The 17,841-nt window shown below is 56.2% G+C and carries 21 protein-coding genes; 6 read left to right on the forward strand and 15 right to left on the reverse strand.

The annotated features are described in order from the left end of the window. Positions 1-111: 111 nt before the first annotated feature. Complete coding sequence (gene ggt / locus ACN1C3_RS01375; protein ID WP_419113986.1) at positions 112-1,839, forward strand: gamma-glutamyltransferase; 1,728 nt, start codon at positions 112-114, stop codon at positions 1,837-1,839. Positions 1,840-1,887: 48 nt separating this feature from the next. Here ggt and ACN1C3_RS01380 read toward each other — a convergent pair whose 3' ends face one another. The 13 genes from ACN1C3_RS01380 to ACN1C3_RS01440 form a co-directional block, all read right to left on the reverse strand. Then, positions 1,888-2,688 (reverse strand): hypothetical protein, encoded by an 801-nt coding sequence (locus ACN1C3_RS01380; RefSeq protein ID WP_419113987.1) that lies wholly within the window; start codon positions 2,686-2,688, stop codon positions 1,888-1,890. A 163-nt stretch (positions 2,689-2,851) separates the two neighbouring features. Beyond that, a complete protein-coding gene (locus ACN1C3_RS01385; RefSeq protein WP_419113988.1) occupies positions 2,852-3,301 on the reverse strand; it encodes a hypothetical protein in 450 nt (149 codons plus the stop codon). A 374-nt stretch (positions 3,302-3,675) separates the two neighbouring features. After that, positions 3,676-4,161: an adenosine-specific kinase gene (locus ACN1C3_RS01390; RefSeq protein ID WP_419114222.1), complete on the reverse strand. Its 486-nt coding sequence runs from the start codon at positions 4,159-4,161 to the stop codon at positions 3,676-3,678. A gap of 88 nt (positions 4,162-4,249) precedes the next feature. Further along, positions 4,250-4,531: a DUF3303 domain-containing protein gene (locus ACN1C3_RS01395; RefSeq protein ID WP_419113989.1), complete on the reverse strand. Its 282-nt coding sequence runs from the start codon at positions 4,529-4,531 to the stop codon at positions 4,250-4,252. A 276-nt stretch (positions 4,532-4,807) separates the two neighbouring features. Continuing rightward, positions 4,808-5,050: a hypothetical protein gene (locus ACN1C3_RS01400; RefSeq protein WP_419113990.1), complete on the reverse strand. Its 243-nt coding sequence runs from the start codon at positions 5,048-5,050 to the stop codon at positions 4,808-4,810. A 216-nt stretch (positions 5,051-5,266) separates the two neighbouring features. Further along, entirely contained in the window at positions 5,267-5,635 is a 369-nt protein-coding gene (locus ACN1C3_RS01405) for a hypothetical protein (protein ID WP_185818927.1), read from the reverse strand. A 48-nt stretch (positions 5,636-5,683) separates the two neighbouring features. Further along, positions 5,684-6,247 carry a hypothetical protein gene (locus ACN1C3_RS01410; RefSeq protein ID WP_419113991.1) on the reverse strand — a complete coding sequence of 188 codons (564 nt, stop codon included), beginning with the start codon at positions 6,245-6,247 and terminating at the stop codon, positions 5,684-5,686. A 318-nt stretch (positions 6,248-6,565) separates the two neighbouring features. After that, positions 6,566-7,258 carry a hypothetical protein gene (locus ACN1C3_RS01415; protein WP_419113992.1) on the reverse strand — a complete coding sequence of 231 codons (693 nt, stop codon included), beginning with the start codon at positions 7,256-7,258 and terminating at the stop codon, positions 6,566-6,568. Positions 7,259-7,623: 365 nt separating this feature from the next. Continuing rightward, positions 7,624-8,451 (reverse strand): DUF4238 domain-containing protein, encoded by an 828-nt coding sequence (locus tag ACN1C3_RS01420; RefSeq protein ID WP_419113993.1) that lies wholly within the window; start codon positions 8,449-8,451, stop codon positions 7,624-7,626. A 186-nt stretch (positions 8,452-8,637) separates the two neighbouring features. Next, positions 8,638-8,922, reverse strand: coding sequence for a fructose-bisphosphate aldolase (locus ACN1C3_RS01425; RefSeq protein WP_419113994.1), 285 nt, complete (start codon positions 8,920-8,922; stop codon positions 8,638-8,640). Positions 8,923-9,464: 542 nt separating this feature from the next. After that, positions 9,465-9,740 (reverse strand): HU family DNA-binding protein, encoded by a 276-nt coding sequence (locus ACN1C3_RS01430; RefSeq protein ID WP_003195589.1) that lies wholly within the window; start codon positions 9,738-9,740, stop codon positions 9,465-9,467. A gap of 189 nt (positions 9,741-9,929) precedes the next feature. Further along, positions 9,930-11,078, reverse strand: a complete 1,149-nt coding sequence (locus ACN1C3_RS01435; RefSeq protein ID WP_419113995.1) for an NAD(P)/FAD-dependent oxidoreductase — start codon at positions 11,076-11,078, stop codon at positions 9,930-9,932. 35 nt (positions 11,079-11,113) lie between these two features. Then, positions 11,114-11,284, reverse strand: coding sequence for a rubredoxin (locus tag ACN1C3_RS01440; protein WP_419113996.1), 171 nt, complete (start codon positions 11,282-11,284; stop codon positions 11,114-11,116). Positions 11,285-11,484: 200 nt separating this feature from the next. Between ACN1C3_RS01440 and ACN1C3_RS01445 the strand changes: the two genes are divergently transcribed. Both ACN1C3_RS01445 and ubiA read left to right on the forward strand, forming a co-directional pair. Then, positions 11,485-12,048 carry a chorismate--pyruvate lyase family protein gene (locus ACN1C3_RS01445; protein WP_419113997.1) on the forward strand — a complete coding sequence of 188 codons (564 nt, stop codon included), beginning with the start codon at positions 11,485-11,487 and terminating at the stop codon, positions 12,046-12,048. Then, positions 12,048-12,938, forward strand: a complete 891-nt coding sequence (gene ubiA / locus ACN1C3_RS01450) for a 4-hydroxybenzoate octaprenyltransferase (RefSeq protein WP_419113998.1) — start codon at positions 12,048-12,050, stop codon at positions 12,936-12,938. Before ACN1C3_RS01445 ends, ubiA begins: the two co-directional genes overlap by 1 nt. 120 nt (positions 12,939-13,058) lie before the next feature. Here ubiA and ACN1C3_RS01455 read toward each other — a convergent pair whose 3' ends face one another. Both ACN1C3_RS01455 and ACN1C3_RS01460 read right to left on the reverse strand, forming a co-directional pair. Continuing rightward, entirely contained in the window at positions 13,059-13,436 is a 378-nt protein-coding gene (locus ACN1C3_RS01455) for a hypothetical protein (protein ID WP_419113999.1), read from the reverse strand. Between the two features lie 342 nt (positions 13,437-13,778). Beyond that, on the reverse strand, positions 13,779-14,162 hold the full coding sequence (locus tag ACN1C3_RS01460; protein ID WP_419114000.1) for a hypothetical protein: 384 nt from the start codon (positions 14,160-14,162) through the stop codon (positions 13,779-13,781). Positions 14,163-14,313: 151 nt separating this feature from the next. Between ACN1C3_RS01460 and phoB the strand changes: the two genes are divergently transcribed. From phoB to ACN1C3_RS01475, 3 genes are all read left to right on the forward strand, one after another. After that, entirely contained in the window at positions 14,314-15,003 is a 690-nt protein-coding gene (gene phoB / locus ACN1C3_RS01465) for a phosphate regulon transcriptional regulator PhoB (protein ID WP_419114001.1), read from the forward strand. A 79-nt stretch (positions 15,004-15,082) separates the two neighbouring features. Continuing rightward, positions 15,083-16,369, forward strand: coding sequence for a phosphate regulon sensor histidine kinase PhoR (gene phoR, locus ACN1C3_RS01470; protein ID WP_419114223.1), 1,287 nt, complete (start codon positions 15,083-15,085; stop codon positions 16,367-16,369). A gap of 124 nt (positions 16,370-16,493) precedes the next feature. Further along, entirely contained in the window at positions 16,494-17,834 is a 1,341-nt protein-coding gene (locus ACN1C3_RS01475) for a hemolysin family protein (RefSeq protein WP_419114002.1), read from the forward strand. Positions 17,835-17,841: the final 7 nt, after the last annotated feature.

Raw genomic sequence — 17,841 nt, forward strand, 5'->3', positions numbered from 1 at the left:
ATCACCTGCTCTGACGTTTGCGGATCGGGAAAGCGAAAACTGTCCTACAGTCTATTGGCTGTCGGCTACCTGACACGACTCTCCCCGACCTTAAAACAAGAGAATCGACTCATGACATTCGAACCCTTTGCCAAATCGCTTATTGCGTCGGCACTCGCCCTTGGTTTCACCTGCGCGCAGGCGGCTTCGCAAGCCCCGGTCGCTGCCGAAAACGGCATGGTGGTCACGGCCCAACATCTGGCCACCCGCATCGGCGTCGACGTGCTCAAGGACGGCGGCAACGCAGTCGATGCCGCAGTGGCGGTCGGCTATGCGATGGCGGTGGTCTACCCCGCTGCGGGCAACATTGGCGGCGGCGGGTTCATGACGATTCAGCTGGCCGATGGCCGCAAGACCTTCCTCGACTTCCGCGAAAAGGCGCCCCTGGCCGCCACCGCGAACATGTACCTCGATAAGGATGGCAATGTCGTCCCGGACCTGAGCACCAAGGGACACCTGGCCGTCGGCGTCCCAGGAACCGTGTCCGGCATGGAGCTGGCGCTGAAGAAATACGGCACGATGAAGCGTGCCGACGTCATCGCGCCGGCCATCAAGTACGCCGAGGACGGCTTCGTGCTTGAACAGGGCGATGTCGATCTGCTCGGAACCGCGACGGACGTCTTCAAGAAAGACATGCACGACTCGGGCTCGATCTTCCTGAGCAAAGGCGAGCCGATGCAGGTCGGCCAGAAGCTGGTGCAAAAAGACCTGGCCACGACCCTACGGGAAATTTCCAGTAAAGGCGCCGACGGCTTCTACAAGGGTTGGGTTGCCCAGGCCATCGTCGACTCAAGCAAGGCCGGCAAGGGCCTCATCACGCAAGCCGACCTCGACAAATATCAGACCCGCGAACTCGCGCCGATCGAGTGCGACTACCGTGGCTACCACGTCGTCTCTGCGCCGCCACCGAGCTCGGGCGGGGTGATTATTTGCGAGATCATGAACATCCTCGAAGGCTATCCGATGCAAAGCCTGGGCTATCACTCGGCTCAGGGACTGCACTATCAGATCGAAGCCATGCGCCACGCCTATGTCGACCGCAACAGCTATCTGGGCGACCCCGACTTCGTCAAAAACCCAATAGCGCATCTGCTGGACAAGGATTACGCAACGAAGCTGCGCGCCGCAATCGATCCGCAAAAAGCTGGTATTTCCCGCGATATCAAACCTGGGGTCGCGCCGCACGAAGGCAGCAACACCACGCACTACTCGATCGTCGACAAATGGGGTAACGCAGTCTCGGTGACCTACACCCTCAACGATTGGTTTGGTGCAGGCGTCATGGCCAGCAAGACCGGCATCATCCTCAACGACGAAATGGACGACTTCACGTCCAAAGTGGGCGTGCCCAACATGTACGGCCTTGTGCAAGGGGAAGCGAACGCTATCGCCCCAGGCAAAGCACCGCTGTCCTCAATGAGCCCGACCATCGTCACCAAAGACGGCAAAACTGTCATGGTCGTCGGCACGCCAGGCGGCAGCCGGATCATCACCGCGACCTTGCTGACGATCCTCAACGTCATCGACTACAAGATGAACATTCAGGAAGCCGTCGATGCGCCACGGTTCCATCAGCAGTGGTTGCCGGAAGAGACCAACCTCGAAGCGTTCGCCGTCAGCCCTGACACCCAGAAAATCCTCGAAAGCTGGGGACAAAAATTCAAGGGCCCGCAGGACGCCAACCATGTCGCGGCGATTTTGGTTGGAGCGCCTTCACTCGATGGCACACCGGTCGGCAAAAACCGCTTCTACGGCGCGAACGATCCGCGGCGTGGCACGGGCCTGTCACTGGGGTATTGAGTGAGGTGAAGCCCTGATTCAGGGCTTCGTTGAATTAAAAACCTATCTCTACGGTTTGGAGGGTGAATCAGCTAATTTTGGAGCAGAGATAGCTGATTCACTCTCACTAAAAGCGCTTTGATCAAGAACTTTATCGAGCACGCTCTGTGGGCTGCCATGACCTTCAACCGTGTGTGTCCAATAGTTGAAGTCGAGGTCGATCCATCCTTGTAGTTGGGTTTCGTAACTGTCCGGGTACTGCGCCTGCTCGATACTGGGCAACGTTTTATAATGATCAAGTACCGCAGTAAAGAAGTGGGTAAGCTTTCCGGTGCTGTTGTATTCAGCCATTGCCCTGGCTACGACCATTTGCCCCCATGCTGACTCTTGGTCAAACGCTTCACTCCATGCCGCTCTTCTTTCATTAATCGTGAAGGTTCCACTGTCATCATAGGTAATCAACGCAAGCTGATCTCGTGACAGGCCAGCGAAAGGATTTGTTCCGCCCCCGCTTACGTGCTGTGTCGCTTTCTTGGCACGAGCTAGAAGTTCAGGGTTTTCTGTATTCGGAATCTCAGCGTCGTTTTTGGCCTTGTTAGCGAAGTAGCGGTCCCCCGTGATTTGGCTGAACAACTCGGTAGCCTTCGCGCCGAGTGCCCTCCTACTCAGACTGGCATCGCGCGCTTCTGCACGTGTTGCACTTTCGCTTAACTGCTGCGCAAGCGATGAAAGCGTGCTGGTACCTCTTGTATCTTCTGTGACACGAGCTGTTGCACTGGTATTGGATACTGCGACAGTTTGAGTTGAGGGTATGGAGATACTGGGAGTCTGGTTATTAGAGAGCAGAGTTGAGCTTACTAAAATTACCATTATGGCTTTTTCTCCTTGACATTAAACTTTCATATAAAAGTCTTTAGCAGCCTTATATTTATCAGCTCCTTCAAAACTTTATTCTTTGGGTGCACAACCCGATTAAAGTACCCACATCAAGATACGGCCGCGCAGAAAGTTCGCCACAAGACCTGACCCTGTATCATTTCATCGTAAATTCAACTGACCAAGCGTAAGTTGTTGCGTTCATCGCAGTAGACTTCGCCGTGCAGGTTGCTCCGCCACTAGGGGTGGCTGTATTTCTCCACTTGGGAATTTTCGAGCCCAGCGGCCCTGGCGCAGCGACAAATGTTGCAAGAAAGGTACAAGTTTTACCACCCATCGTGTAGCGCAAGCTAGCGTAATTGGCATCTGGGGAAATAGTGCTTTGCACAATATAAGTATTAACGCCTCCACTTTTGACGGCGACAAAAGGCTTTGGCTTTGCGTTGGCATTAGTAGAGGCTTCATTGCTTGTTACGATTTTGTAAGTCGCCTCAGTGCTTCCAACGTTCTTGAATGTCACTGTAACTGGGGGACCAGCCAGTGCCGAACCTGTAACAGTGAGTGCTGTAATTGTCAGCGCTACGAAAAGTGCCTTGGATACTTTCATATACGTTACTCCCTGGATTTAAATTATCATTCCGTTGTAGATATTTGAACCAATCTCATGATAAGCGATAGATGTTAAACGTGCATCTGATAACCCTGTAGGTTGTTTCTGTTTGTAACGAAGGTTACTTCAGACACTTTCAGCAAAGCGTAGGAAAAAAGAAAAATTGACGCCTACACTAGAAACCCTAACCACGGCAGACAGATAAAAAACAACACAGCGCCCCCTCAAATTAATTAAAGCGAGCGAGCAGTATTTATCGAGGCGTAAGCCGCCGGCGATATAACAATAAAATATTGTTCACACAAAAAAGCACAAAGGAAGGGACAGACTTATCTACCGCAAATAAACCCGTCCCCTTTTTCCACATTCACTCAAAGCTTGTAGCCAATCTGTCGCAACAAATTCTTGCGCCATAGAATGTCTTCGTCGCCTTCAAGCTCAGTGGCACACAAGCCATCCACCACGCCCAGGACCGCTCGCCCCTGCTGCGTCTCAGAGACAATCACTTCAGTTGGATTGGCGGTTGCGCAAAAAATGCGGCAGACCTCTGGCACCATCTTGACGGTGTTCAACACGTTCACCGGATAGAAACCGTCCCCGAGGAAAATGATGAAGCTATGGCCGGCGGCAATGGCTTTTGCATTCTTCTGGGCCAGTTCGATCATGGCGGTATCGGTGCCAGACCATCGCACCAGGCATTTGCCAGAGGCTTCGCAAAAGGCCACCCCAAACTTGATACCGGGCACGACACCTACCAACGCTTCATGGATGTCCTCGACGGACTTGATGAAGTGTGTCTGACCAAAAATGAAGTTCGTCTCTTGCGGCTTATCGATTTTCACAGTGATGAGTTGCATCTCAACCTCTCCCTCAAAAAAAGGGGACAGATCCATTCAGCAAACATGTATCCGTCCCTTTTTTTGCCCGCGCTCTTTCGGGCGCAGACTATTGCTTGCCGATCGCGGCTGCCAGTAACGGAGCGGCCTGTTCATCGGTCAGCGCTGGGTGAATTTCCATGCTTATAAGGTCGCTCCACTCAAGCACCCATTTCTGTATCAGCGTGACATCACTGGCCTCTGCGATGCCAAAGCCGGTCATGCGTCCTACGGCATGCCAGCGTCCCAGCATCTTCACGCCTGCTGGTGGCGCTCCACCTGTTTTAAGAAAACGCTCAATCGCACTGTTACGACGTTCGGGACTGATGGACCAATTGACGATGAATAGCATTTGCCACCTCCTGATAAGGATTGGCACCTGTGCTTCTCTTCGCGCACCCGGCTGGCGCCGCGGCCACGGCCACGCGTCTGTTCCCGGCCCGCACTCTGGCCGGACTGAAACGACTGCTCCCATGGGAAGGCATAGCAGCCTCCCGAAGCCTGCGTATGACCGCTGATCCTGTTTTCTTACCGCAGAAAAAGATCTGGAGCGCGGTCGTCTCGCCCAATGGTGCTTCTGGTGGAAGGAACGAATAGTAGAGGGGTACGGGGCGAGGCTCTGTTGGGATCAATGGAGTCGGTCAGTGAGTCCGGACAGGATGCGCTGCTGGCACAAGCTGGCACTGGCAAATTTTTCCTCAGCATCTACCTTGAGCCGCTCGAGCTCCTCCGTCGATGCACTGGGGAGCGCTTCGTGGTATCGACGCAAAGCATCAATAGCTTGTTGCATAACCTCATCGGCGGCGCTGATGTCCCCATCCAGATCTCTTGAAGTCATTGCCCTGTAGCGTGCTTGAAGATCTTCATCCATGACCGGCTACCTAAAAGGTGGGAAGCGTGACGTATAGAAGCCCAAGGTTAAGGCTGCTGGCGCGGAATTGCATCGCACCTGACCAGCGCTTGCATTAGCTTTGACCATTGCTTCTGGATCGATGAAGGGTGGACCAAATCGAGCTTGGTGCTGACAGGCCGTAATCGACCCAAACCGGTCGGTCGTGGCGGGCAGAAATTGGCCGATAGCTAGTCCTCAACGCCATTGGTTGACCTCAATCGGCTTGAGGTCAAAATGCGTAATCGAAGGTTCATAATCGAGATATTGATCCAAGGAGAATGTGTATCTGCCTGGCGGAATATTTCGAGTGCTTGCAGGCCAAGCCTCGCTGGTGGCAACTGGCGAACCTGATTTGTCGTATGCAGTAATTTGAACTTGAACACCAACGGGCTCGGCGCAACTATTTTCCAACACCGCCACCCCCTGCATGTAGAAACACTCTGAGCTACTGCATTTATTAATAAACTTGGCGTTCATCGACGATATTGTTATATCCGACAACGAACAGGCTGCACCTGCAAAATTCGTCACTGTAATCAAGGCTAGTGCTACAACGTACTTCATTTATTCACCTTAAGATTGAACGTTAATGCACAGATGATTTTTCCGTACTCAGAAAGGAAGCACAGACTTCGATGAGCATTTACAGTCCTGTTCGTAGCCTGGCCAGGTGTTCTTTCCGTTCAGGGTGAGCCCATCAGCAATATTAAATTTCTGTCCGTTAGCAAGGCGATGGGCTTCATCTCGGCTTTTGGACTCTCCGTCACTCGGGTTAGCCATGCATGGCGCCCCTGAATAGACCCAGATGGCTTCCGTAAGCCCAAGCTTGATTCGCTCGTCGCGAGATATCAGTGACTCGGCTCTTCTCGGCAACCACCTACAAAGCTCTGTCGCCCGCTGTTTCTGTATCCCCAAACTCTTCAACGCCTCAGCCATTTCATAAAGGTTGCCACTCACTGCTGTGCGCAGGGCAACTTCATAAACGAATTCTGCCGATTCGGCTGGGATGTCCTCGGTCTGGACGATGGCTTGCCATAAGTCAGCCTTGACTGCCTCTGTAACCCGAGAGAAATCCCCCTTCACCACCGGGATGCTGGACTTAGACGCTTGCGGTGGCTGCTCTGCCGTGGCTCCCGATTCCGACTTGCCCTTTAAAAAGCGTCCAAACAATGACATGGCCTAATCCTTTTTTCCGTTGTTCGTGGAGCTGGTGGTGAATAGGGTGACTTGTCGCGCTGGGAGTCACCACGCGTGCTGGTTCGAGAGACGATCATGGAAAGTATGAGTGCGGTTGGCGTCCAGCCTGACTTCTGTCAACACAGACTAGGGATGCACTCGCTCAAGCCCCTCAGAGAGGCTAGCATCGAGCTAGGAACACTGCACAGTGGGGGATCGAGATGAGTATTGAAGGAGTACGGCTCGAAGAGTTCCTGCTAATCGAGGCGGGGATAGCCGGCGCAGCACACGACCCTTTGCAGACATGACCGTAAAGTTTTAGCAGGCGCCATGCCGAATGTAATGCGTTCCTAGAACACCGACGCGAACAATTACTTCAAGCGCTGGAAAGCTACACGCCAACAATTCGGATATCTGGCGCTGATATGTCTCGTAGTGGTCCAGCGTAAAATCATCAAAGTGGACTATTACGTACACCAAGCCAGACGGTGCAAGAGACTTAATCTGCGCCACCGCAGCCTGAATGGTTAAATCAAACTTATTAAGGAACTGGGGGGTTAATTCATAGTAAATGGAGCAATCAAATGACTCTCCGGCAACCGTTTTATCTATTTCATCCTGAGACACATTGATGGTTTTCACTTCGCAGTAGCACGGCACACCATTAGCTTCGTACGAAATATCCGGGGACTTTTGATTTTTCACGGTTCGCAACAAGCGAATATTGCATAGTTCCTGCGAAACAAGGTACTCGTATGCCAATGCTTCATTCAGTAGATCAAAAAACTGATGCTTTCCCCGAAGTTCTCGTGACCCAGGGAATACCTTCTGTGCTTTTTCAGAAAGGACCAACCAAGAATCTGAATCCAGTATGCGGAGTGCATTTTCGTAGACATGCACCTGAGGAAAGGAGTCAGGAAACAAAGACTCTGTTTCACGCCTACTCTTTATCCACCAGTCATTTGGATGTTTCTTTTCTATCTCTTCAATCAGATCATTAAATCCGGGCATGTCATAGCGCCTATTGGGCGACATTACTGTCGTATAACGTTCCTTGTCGTCCTGTCAGCCCTTAACCCATCTATCGACGGGAAACGTGATTGGGGTGCCGGCAAGCCCGATTACGGTAAAGAGGCTAGCAGGACATCACCTATTTGCCACTGGTCTGTCGGCTCGTAGCCCAGCACGGCGGAATCTGCACCCCGACGGATGCCGACCGGCGTATCCCCGAGTAGCCCCGACCCGAAACGCCAAGGGCCTGCATCCTCCCCTCGGCGACCGGGCGCACACGACCCTGAGTTGCCGTAGCCAGATTTTGAAAGCAGTCGTTCTGAACGTAGAGGTAACCGGCGCGGAGCCGGCCTTAGGCCCGCACGTCAACGGGACGATGTCCGCCCTAGCCGGTTGTCAACGAATTTACGATGGTCCGCGGTTCTCCCGAAAACGAAGCGCTCGGCGAGCCTGGCCACCTCATCATTGACCGACTTCACTACCTCGGTCTTGTTCCGGCTATTGATGTTGTGTTCGGCTTTTCGATCATGCGTCGCGATGAACAATTTTGTCGGCGTCAGCGGAAACAGAATCGTGCATCGGGGGTCTTTCAGACCGTAGTACCGCAGATGCGGCATGTCACCGGTCAGCAACTCGTGCTGACTCGCCGACATGTCGAGCACTGACCACTGCATGTTGATGATGATGTTGACGATGCCGTCGTTCTCGATCACCCTGACGACCATCACCTTCGCGGCATCGCCGATCAGGTACGGGTGAAGCTCTTGCTTGTCAGACTCGTTTTGCGAGTCCGCAAGTAGGTCTTTTCGGAGCGTGCTCTTGAAGGTCTCGCCGATCTCGGCGACCGCCGCCGGCCGGCGATGCAGACTCGCAATCATGAATCGCGTCCAGTCTCCCCGCTGCTCCGCGGTCAGCCCGCTAGTACCGGTGTCCAGCAGCACCTTGAGCGCTTTCGCCGCAGGGTCGTCCACCGTCGAGGCCATATAATCCTTTTCGATAATTTGCTTCCGATCGTCGGGGAGCCCCTCCATCGTATAAAGGAAATGCTCATACCCGGTTGCCTTCGGATAGACGGGTTTGGCGATCACGCTCTTGTGTGAACGCGAATATGCGATCAACTGGCCGGTCGTGCTGTCGCACCAACCCTTCAAGTAGAAGACGGGCGAAAAGTGGTGTTTTTTCGGTTCGGTCATTATGCCTCCGCGATGTGGCGCTTTCTTGAGAGACCGCTCCTGGCCGAATTGAGCCGGTCACGATTGGCACTTGATGACCCTAAACCTCCCTGTGTCATCTATGGCTCCAGAGATTAGATCTGCCCCCCATTCTAAAAACCCGCATTGCTGCGGGCTTTCTTTAGTTCAGGTCGCGAGCACACGATCTCAGTTTTTCTCCATCCCTCGCATCTCAATTACCCCAAACACATCAGTGATGTCCTGAACCATCAGCCGGGCGACGTTGGCGACGGTGTTGATATCGCGTTCGGCGTAGTCGGGCAGGCTGGTGCAGGCCATCAAGGTCAGGTAGTTGAGGACGGTGTGCAGGCGTTCGCTGACGCAGGCGTGCAGGTCTCGTAGCGAGGCTTGGCTGTCGATCATCAGGACGGGTTCGTCGGTGACGGTATTGGTGAAGGGGATGAAGCGGTCAGACGGATTTTTGATAGTCATAGGTGGAAGCTCATTTCGAATTAAAGAAATGCCACCTTTCGCTGCGAAACAAAGGGGTGGCAGCTGTACGCGGGTTCGCAGACCGAGGAAATGAATAAACCCGGCAGACCCGAAGGTCTCCCACGCACAGCCGCCATAAAACGAAACGCAGGCGACATTTGCCCATGTTGTCTTTTGACGGTGCAGGTAAAACATTTCTGTACGGGCTGCGAAACCCAACCGCTGACCGGAGTCAGCAGATGGGGCGAACTATAAGCGGCGGGCTTGTTGGGGTGCAACCCGATCGCTGAATGATACGCGGGCCTTGTAGGAACCAGGCTGGCCCGCGATCGAATGTGAAGCGCTCGCAATATGGCTGATTCATTGGGTCAGGCAGGTCGAGGTCGGAGGTTTTACGACTGCTTCGCAGCCGAGCGGGAGCAAGCTCCCTCGCCATCCCCGATATCCAAAAAAACTTCCACCCATAAAAAATGAGCACCCAACCCAGTTGGCGTGCCCATCTTAAATACCGTTCTCCCCACTACTCGGGGAGTACGCATCCGTTACGGATTGACGCTGTCTTTCAGCGATTTGCCCGGTTTGAAGGCAACGGTGTTGCTTGCCTTGATTTTCACAGGCTCGCCGGTTTGCGGGTTTTTGCCGGTGCGGGCGCCACGGTGGCGTTGCAGGAAGGTGCCGAAACCCACCAGGGTGACGCTGTCTTTACGGTGCAGAGCGCCAGTGATTTCTTCAAGAACGGCGTTGAGAACGCGATTGGCCTGTTCTTTGGTGAGATCAGCTTTTTCAGCAATGGCGGCTGCGAGATCTGGTTTACGCATGAGTGAAGCCTCTTTGACGGTTTTTTGTTGTTATGTCCGTGCTGTTCTTCCGGAACAGCGCCCAAGGCGCCGCAGGCTCTACTCTGCGGCAGACGGGAGTGAGGATGGCACGGTGACAGGAGTGGCGCCAGTCTCCCCGCGACCTTTGTAGGGGCAAAACTGTGGTGATTCCGACAGAACGACCAGCATTTACGCCAGAAGGGCTGGAAGCTCCCTGTTTAGAGCGAGTTTTTCCATGACGGCGCTGCCGGTCAGGGCATAACCCAGCAGTTTGCCGCTGGCGTCGCGGCACAGCGCCTTAATATTGGCGCCCTCGCCTTCGACCGTCCAAATGCCCTCCGAACCCCGTGGCGGTGGGGAGACGACCAAGGGGCAGACCGGCGTTTTCACGGTTATCGGCATCGGGCCATAGTTGACGACGGTCGGGTTGCCGGCCAGGGTCTGGGCCAGTGCGCGGGCGCAGCTCATCAGCGGCATGACGTACAACAGGTTCAGCCCGTCGACTTCGGCGCAGTCGCCCAGGGCGTAGATGTTGGCGTGAGAGGTCTTCAGATGGCGATCAACCACTATGCCGCGATTGACGACTAAACCGGCCGCTGCCGCCAGATCGATGCGCGGGCGCAGGCCAATGGCTGAAACGACGACATCGCAAGGGATGACCTGACCATCGGAAAGGTGAGCCTCAAGCCCGTCCGCCGTGCGCTGCAATCGGTTGAGCACCGGCCCTAGGTGGAAACGCGCGCCCAGGCTTTCCAGCCCGGCCTGAACAGCAGCAGCGGCGGCCGGATGCAGTAAGGTCGGCATCACTTGCTCGCACGGCGCCACCAGTTGCACTTCATAGCCGCCGAGGATCAGGTCGTTGGCGAACTCACAGCCGATCAGGCCGGCGCCGAGCAGCAGCACCCGGCGTTTGCCGGCGGCCGCTGCGCGAAACCGTGCGTAATCTTCGAGGTCGTTGATCGGGAAGATCGCCTCCGGGGCATCGCCTTCCACGGGTACCCGCACGGTTTCCGCGCCCCAGGCCAGGATCAGGTCGCGATACACCACGGCTTCTTCGCCGATCCACAGGCGCTTGTGGCCCGGATCAATGCCGCTGATACGGGTATGGGTGCGTATTTCGGCCTTGAGTTGCTCGGCCATGGCGCCGGGCTCAGCCATGCTCAGGCCGTCGGCGTCTTTGTTTTTACCGAAGCCGGTGGATAGCATCGGCTTGGAGTAGGAACGTCCGTCATCTGCGGTAATCAGCAGCAGCGGGGTTTCGCCATCGAGTTTGCGAAACTCCCGGGCCAGGTTGTAGCCAGCCAGCCCAGTGCCGACGATCACGACAGGTGCGTTCATCCCTTTCTCCTCTTCAATTCATAAAAAAGCTGCGATCAAGCAGCGATTTCGATCATCTCGAAATCCATTTTGCCCACGCCACAGTCCGGGCATAGCCAGTCTTCCGGTACATCTTCCCAGCGAGTGCCAGGCAAAATACCGTCATCCGGCCAGCCGTCGGCTTCGTTATAGATCAGGCCGCAGACCACACATTGCCACTTCTTCATTACTTGTTTCCTCAGATTCCAGACTTTTTCTGGCACGCACAGTCTATAGATAACGCCTCGCGGTGCGGCTCAGGGCGTTTTGTACTGATCGGGATCGACAGATGCAAGCACGTTCGATACGCGGGCCGGAGCCGATCAGGCTAAATCGCAGGCCAACATGGTAAGCTCGCCGCCTCATTTGCTGCCAATAATGACTCACTGTGCCGCACTCAACGCCCCCTACCCTTGCCCCCGCCTGGCTGCCCCACAGCCGGCTGATGCCCCTCCCCGACGCGCAAACCCTCGACTGGCTGTTCGATGAAGGCTCGCTGACGCGCCGCCTGACCCGGCTGTCCAATGACGGCTTCAGTGTCACGCCGCTGTTCGAAGGCTGGCAAACCTTGCGCGACGACGAATGCGCCGCGCTGGAGCTGCCCGCAGAGAGTCAGGGCTGGGTTCGTGAGGTGTATTTGCGCGGCCACGGCCAGCCGTGGGTCTTTGCCCGCAGCGTGGCGGCGCGCAGTGCCTTGCAAGATGGCGGACTGAATATGGATGAACTGGGCAGTCGCTCACTGGGCGAGCTGTTGTTCTGCGATCAGGCATTCCAGCGCCGCGCCATTGAGGTTTGCCACTATCCCCTCGAATGGCTGCCTGCCGAGTCCCGGGCTCCGGAGCTTTGGGGCCGTCGCTCGCGTTTCGACCGGGGTGCATTGAGCGTGCTGGTCGCGGAAATATTCCTCCCGTCCCTTTGGCTCGCCGCGAGCGCCCATCCGGAGAACTGTTGATGTACCTGAGCCTGCTCAAATCGCTGAATCGGCTGAACCCGCGTGCCTGGGACTTCATTCAGCTGACCCGCATGGACAAGCCGATCGGCATTTATCTGCTGTTGTGGCCAACCCTCTGGGCATTGTGGATTGCCGGCAAGGGCTCGCCGTCGCTGAGCAACCTGGTGATTTTCGTCCTGGGCGTGGTGCTGACCCGTGCTGGCGGCTGCGTGATCAATGATTGGGCCGATCGTAAAGTCGACGGCCATGTGAAGCGCACCGAGCAGCGGCCCCTGGTCAGCGGAAAAATCCGCTCCAAAGAGGCGCTGGTGTTCTTTGCCGTGCTGATGAGCCTGAGTTTTTTGCTGGTGCTGTGCACCAATTCGACGACCATCTGGCTGTCGTTCGGCGGACTGGCGCTGGCGTCCAGCTACCCCTTTATGAAGCGCTACACCTATTACCCGCAAGTGGTGCTGGGCGCTGCGTTTTCCTGGGGTATGCCGATGGCGTTCACTGCCGAGACCGGTAACCTGCCGGCCGCTGCATGGCTGCTCTATATCGCCAACCTGTTGTGGACTGTGGGTTACGACACTTATTACGCCATGACTGACCGCGACGATGACCTGAAGATCGGCGTGAAATCCACGGCGATCCTGTTTGGCGATGCCGATCGGGTGATCATTCTCACCCTGCAAGGGCTGGCACTGGGTTGCCTGTTGCTGGCGGGAGCGCGTTTCGAGCTGGGAGGCTGGTTCCACCTGGGGCTTGTCGCGGCGGCGGCGTGCTTTGTCTGGGAGTTCTGGTACACCCGCGGGAAAGATCCGCAGCGCTGCTTCAAGGCGTTTTTGCACAACCATTGGGCGGGATTGGCGATTTTTGTGGGGATCGTGCTGGATTACGCAATGCGCTGAGAGCGTCACATGAATTAGCTTGGGATGTGAGATGCCCAGGCTGTCGCCTTCGCGGGCAAGTACGCTCCTACCCGTAGGAGCGTGCTTGCCCGCGATCGGGGTTGTGCCTATCTCAAGTCATTAATGCTTGGCGACATGCCACATATCCATTTTGCCGTCGCCCATTTTGTCCCCTGGTTTCTTGTCCATCTTGAAGTTATACAGCGGCTTACCGTCATAAGCCCATTGCATCTTGCCGTCGTCGCGCTTGATCACCGTCCACGCGCCCTCGGCTTTGGCACCCGCCGGGGCCATCATTGGCGGCCAATTATCGGCGCACGTGCCATTGCACATCGATTTGCCACCGGCGTCCTTGTCATACGTGTAAACGGCCATGCCCTTATGATCGACCATCATGCCGTCTTTCATCATCGCGGGTTCTGCGGCAAACGCCAGCCCGGGCAGGGCCAGTGCAGCAGTCACCAACAGGGCTTTCCAGGAAACAGTGCGGTGTGTCATAGAAACCTTCCTTTTGTGGTTGTCAGGATCCGGAATTAGAGCTTAGTTCAGGATTGCGCTGATCGCCGTAGCACTAAAATACGGTCAAACGACTGCTATCTAGTGCGGCGCAAGACCGTTAAATGACAAGAGGATTAAGCAGGATTGGCAGGAGCATTCTGATTGTTGACGACATCGCGCAGCGGCCGGCGGGAGCAAGCTCCCTCGCCACATGGAAAGAGCTCGACCAGAGAGTTTGCGGTGTTGGGGCTGACGCTTCGCGGGCAAGCCTCGCGCCTACAAGAACTATGTTATTCCTGCAGGAGCGGGCTTGCGGGGGATCGACCTCAGGACTAACTCGAACTATTCAGGTTTGGCAACGTGCCAGGCGCCGTCCATTTTCCCTTCACCAGTCATGTCACCCGCCTTCTTGTCCATGACGAAGGTGTACAGCGGCTTGCCGTAGTAGGCCCATTGCATCTTGCCGTCATCGCGTTTGATCACTGTCCAGTCGCCCTTGGACTTGTCGGCACTGGCGGCCATCAGCGGCGGCCAGTTGGCGGCGCACTTGTCATTGCACATGGACTTGCCAGCAGCATCTTTGTTAAAGGTGTACAAGGTCATGCCCTTAGAGTCGACAAGCATTCCGTCCTTTGTCATCGCCGGATCGGCAGCGAACGCCAGCCCCGGCAGGGCCAGTACTGCAGACATCAACAGGGCTTTCCAGGAAACAGTACTGTACGTCATAGAAACCTTCCTTTTGTGGTTGTCAGGGTTCGGACTTAAAGCTTAGTTCAGGAACGTGCTGATCGCCGTGGTACTAAAATACTGTCACACGACTGCAATAATTCCGTTATCTAATGCGGCGCAAGACAGTTAAATGACAAGAGGATTAAGCATGGTTGGCAGGAGCATTCTGATTGTTGACGACGAAGCGCCCATTCGCGAGATGATCGCCGTTGCGTTGGAAATGGCCGGCTACGACTGCCTGGAGGCGGAAAACTCCCAGCAGGCCCATGCCATCATCGTCGACCGCAAACCCGATCTGATTCTGCTCGACTGGATGCTGCCAGGCACTTCGGGCATCGAGTTGGCCCGACGCCTCAAGCGCGATGAGCTGACCGGGGATATCCCGATCATCATGCTCACCGCCAAGGGCGAAGAGGACAACAAGATCCAAGGCCTGGAAGTCGGTGCCGATGACTACATCACCAAACCCTTTTCCCCACGTGAGCTGGTTGCCCGTCTGAAGGCCGTGCTGCGCCGTGCCGGCCCGACCGATGGCGAAGCGCCAATCGAAGTCGGTGGCCTGCTGCTCGACCCGATCAGCCACCGCGTGACCATCGACGGTACACCCGCCGAGATGGGCCCCACCGAATACCGCTTGCTGCAATTTTTCATGACTCACCAGGAACGCGCCTACACCCGTGGGCAACTGCTGGATCAGGTCTGGGGCGGCAACGTGTATGTCGAGGAGCGCACCGTCGACGTGCACATCCGTCGCCTGCGCAAAGCCCTCGGCGAGGCTTATGAGAATCTGGTACAAACCGTGCGCGGCACCGGCTACCGCTTTTCCACCAAAAGCTGAGCCGGCCCTACCCGCCAGACAAGCTGACAAGGACGCGTTTTAAGTGAAGCAAAACTGGCATGGCACCCTGATCCGCCACATGCTGCTCCTGGTCACCGGCTGTTTGCTGATCGGTTTGATCAGCGGTTATTACGGCTGGAGCCTGGCCATTGGGCTGGCGGTCTATCTGACCTGGACCCTCAAGCAGCTATTGCGTCTGCACGAATGGCTGCGCCTGCAAAAACCCGAAGAAGCCCCGCCCGATGGCTACGGCCTGTGGGGCGAAGTGTTCGACAGCATTTATCACCTGCAACGCCGCGACCAACGGGTGCGCGGGCGGCTGCAAGCTGTGATCGACCGGGTTCAGGAGTCCACTGCCGCGCTCAAGGACGCGGTGATCATGCTCGACAGCGACGGCAATCTGGAGTGGTGGAACCGCGCGGCAGAAACCTTGCTCGGTCTCAAAACTCCGCAAGACAGCGGCCAGCCGGTGACCAACTTGGTGCGCCACCCGCGCTTCAAAGAGTATTTCGAGCAAGACACCTACGCCGAACCGCTGGAAATCCCCTCGCCGACCAACGATCGCCTGCGCATTCAGCTGTACATCACCCGTTACGGTAACAACGAACACTTGATGCTGGTGCGCGATGTCACCCGCATTCATCAGCTCGAACAGATGCGCAAAGACTTCATCGCCAATGTGTCCCACGAGTTGCGTACACCGCTGACGGTGATTTGCGGTTACCTGGAAACCTTGCTCGACAACGTCGAAGAAGTGAACCCGCGCTGGACCCGAGCTTTGCAGCAAATGCAGCAGCAAGGTGGACGCATGCAGACCCTGCTCAATGACCTGCTGCTACTGGCCAAGCTGGAAGCCACCGATTACCCGTCGGACAACCAGCCAGTGGCGATAGACAGCCTGCTGCAGTCGATCAAGAACGATGCTCAGGCGTTGTCCGCACAGCGCAATCAACACATCACCCTGGAAGCCGACCCTTCGATTCTGCTCAAGGGCAGCGAGGCCGAGTTGCGCAGCGCATTCTCCAATCTGGTGTTCAACGCGGTGAAATACACCCCGGCCGAAGGCAACATCCGCATTCGCTGGTGGGGTGATGAGCAAGGCGCGCACCTCAGCGTGCAGGACTCCGGCATCGGCATCGACAGCAAACACCTGCCACGTCTGACCGAACGCTTCTACCGCGTCGATTCAAGCCGCAACTCCAACACTGGCGGCACCGGCCTGGGCCTGGCCATCGTCAAACACGTATTGCTGCGCCACCGCGCGCGGATGGAGATCAGCAGCGTGCTGGGCCATGGCAGCACCTTCACCTGCCATTTCGTGCCCGCCCAAGTCACGAGATCCAGGGCCGGCAGCCTGACCGACTAGCACCCACAGTGACTCGCCACTAGGCAATCGCCCTGTCAGCCGCTACATTGGCTGACTTGGGCCTGCCTTTCAGGCACAGCAATCCTCTTTCTTTTCGAATATACGGAACCCGCAAAACTCCACCATGGACCCTTCCCCTAGTATCACCCTCGCGACAATCTTCGCCGACTTCGGCATGATCCTTTTTGCATTTATCCTGGTTTTGCTCAACGGCTTTTTCGTTGCGGCCGAATTCGCCATGGTCAAACTGCGCTCGACCCGAGTCGAGACCATCGCCCATAAAAACGGCTGGCGCGGACAGATCCTGCGCACCGTACACAGCAAGCTCGACGCCTACCTGTCAGCCTGCCAATTGGGTATCACCCTTGCCTCTCTGGGCCTGGGTTGGGTCGGTGAACCGGCGTTCGCGCACTTGCTGGAGCCGGTGCTCAGTGCGGTGGGCGTTGAGTCCGCTGAAGTGGTCAAAGGCGTGTCGTTCTTTACCGCCTTCTTCATCATTTCCTACCTGCACATTGTGGTCGGCGAACTGGCCCCAAAATCCTGGGCAATTCGCAAACCCGAGCTACTGTCACTGTGGACCGCGGTGCCGCTGTACCTGTTCTACTGGGCGATGTACCCGGCCATTTACTTGCTCAACGCCAGCGCCAACACCATCCTGCGGATCGCCGGCCAGGGCGAACCCGGCCCGCATCACGAACACCATTACAGCCGTGAAGAACTGAAACTGATCCTGCACTCCAGCCGTGGCCAGGATCCTAGTGATCAGGGCATGCGGGTACTGGCCTCGGCCGTGGAAATGGGTGAACTGGAAGTGGTCGACTGGGCCAACTCCCGTGAAGACCTGGTGTCGATCGAGTTCAACGCGCCGCTCAAGGAAATCCTTGCGCAGTTCCGTCGCCACAAATTCAGCCGCTACCCGGTCTACGACACCGAGCACAATGAGTTCGTCGGTCTGCTGCACATCAAGGATCTGCTGCTGGAACTGGCCGCGCTGGACCATATTCCCGAGTCGTTCAACCTCGCCGAACTGACCCGGCCGCTGGAGCGCGTGTCCCGGCATATGCCGCTGTCGCACTTGCTGGAGCAGTTCCGCAAGGGCGGTTCGCACTTCGCACTGGTTGAAGAAGCTGACGGCAACATCATCGGCTACCTGACCATGGAAGACGTGCTGGAAGTGCTGGTTGGCGATATCCAGGACGAACACCGCAAGGCCGAACGCGGCATCCTTGCTTACCAGCCAGGCAAACTGCTGGTGCGCGGCGATACGCCGTTGTTCAAGGTCGAACGCCTGCTGGGCATCGATCTGGACCACATCGAAGCCGAAACCCTCGCCGGGCTGATCTACGAAACCTTGAAACGGGTGCCGGAAGAGGAAGAAGTGCTGGAAGTCGACGGTTTGCGGATCATCATCAAAAAGATGAAAGGCCCGAAAATCGTTCTGGCCAAGGTGTTGATGCTGGATTGATCAGATC

The sequence above is a fragment of the Pseudomonas sp. H11T01 genome, from assembly GCF_048515765.1.
GTDB lineage: Bacteria > Pseudomonadota > Gammaproteobacteria > Pseudomonadales > Pseudomonadaceae > Aquipseudomonas.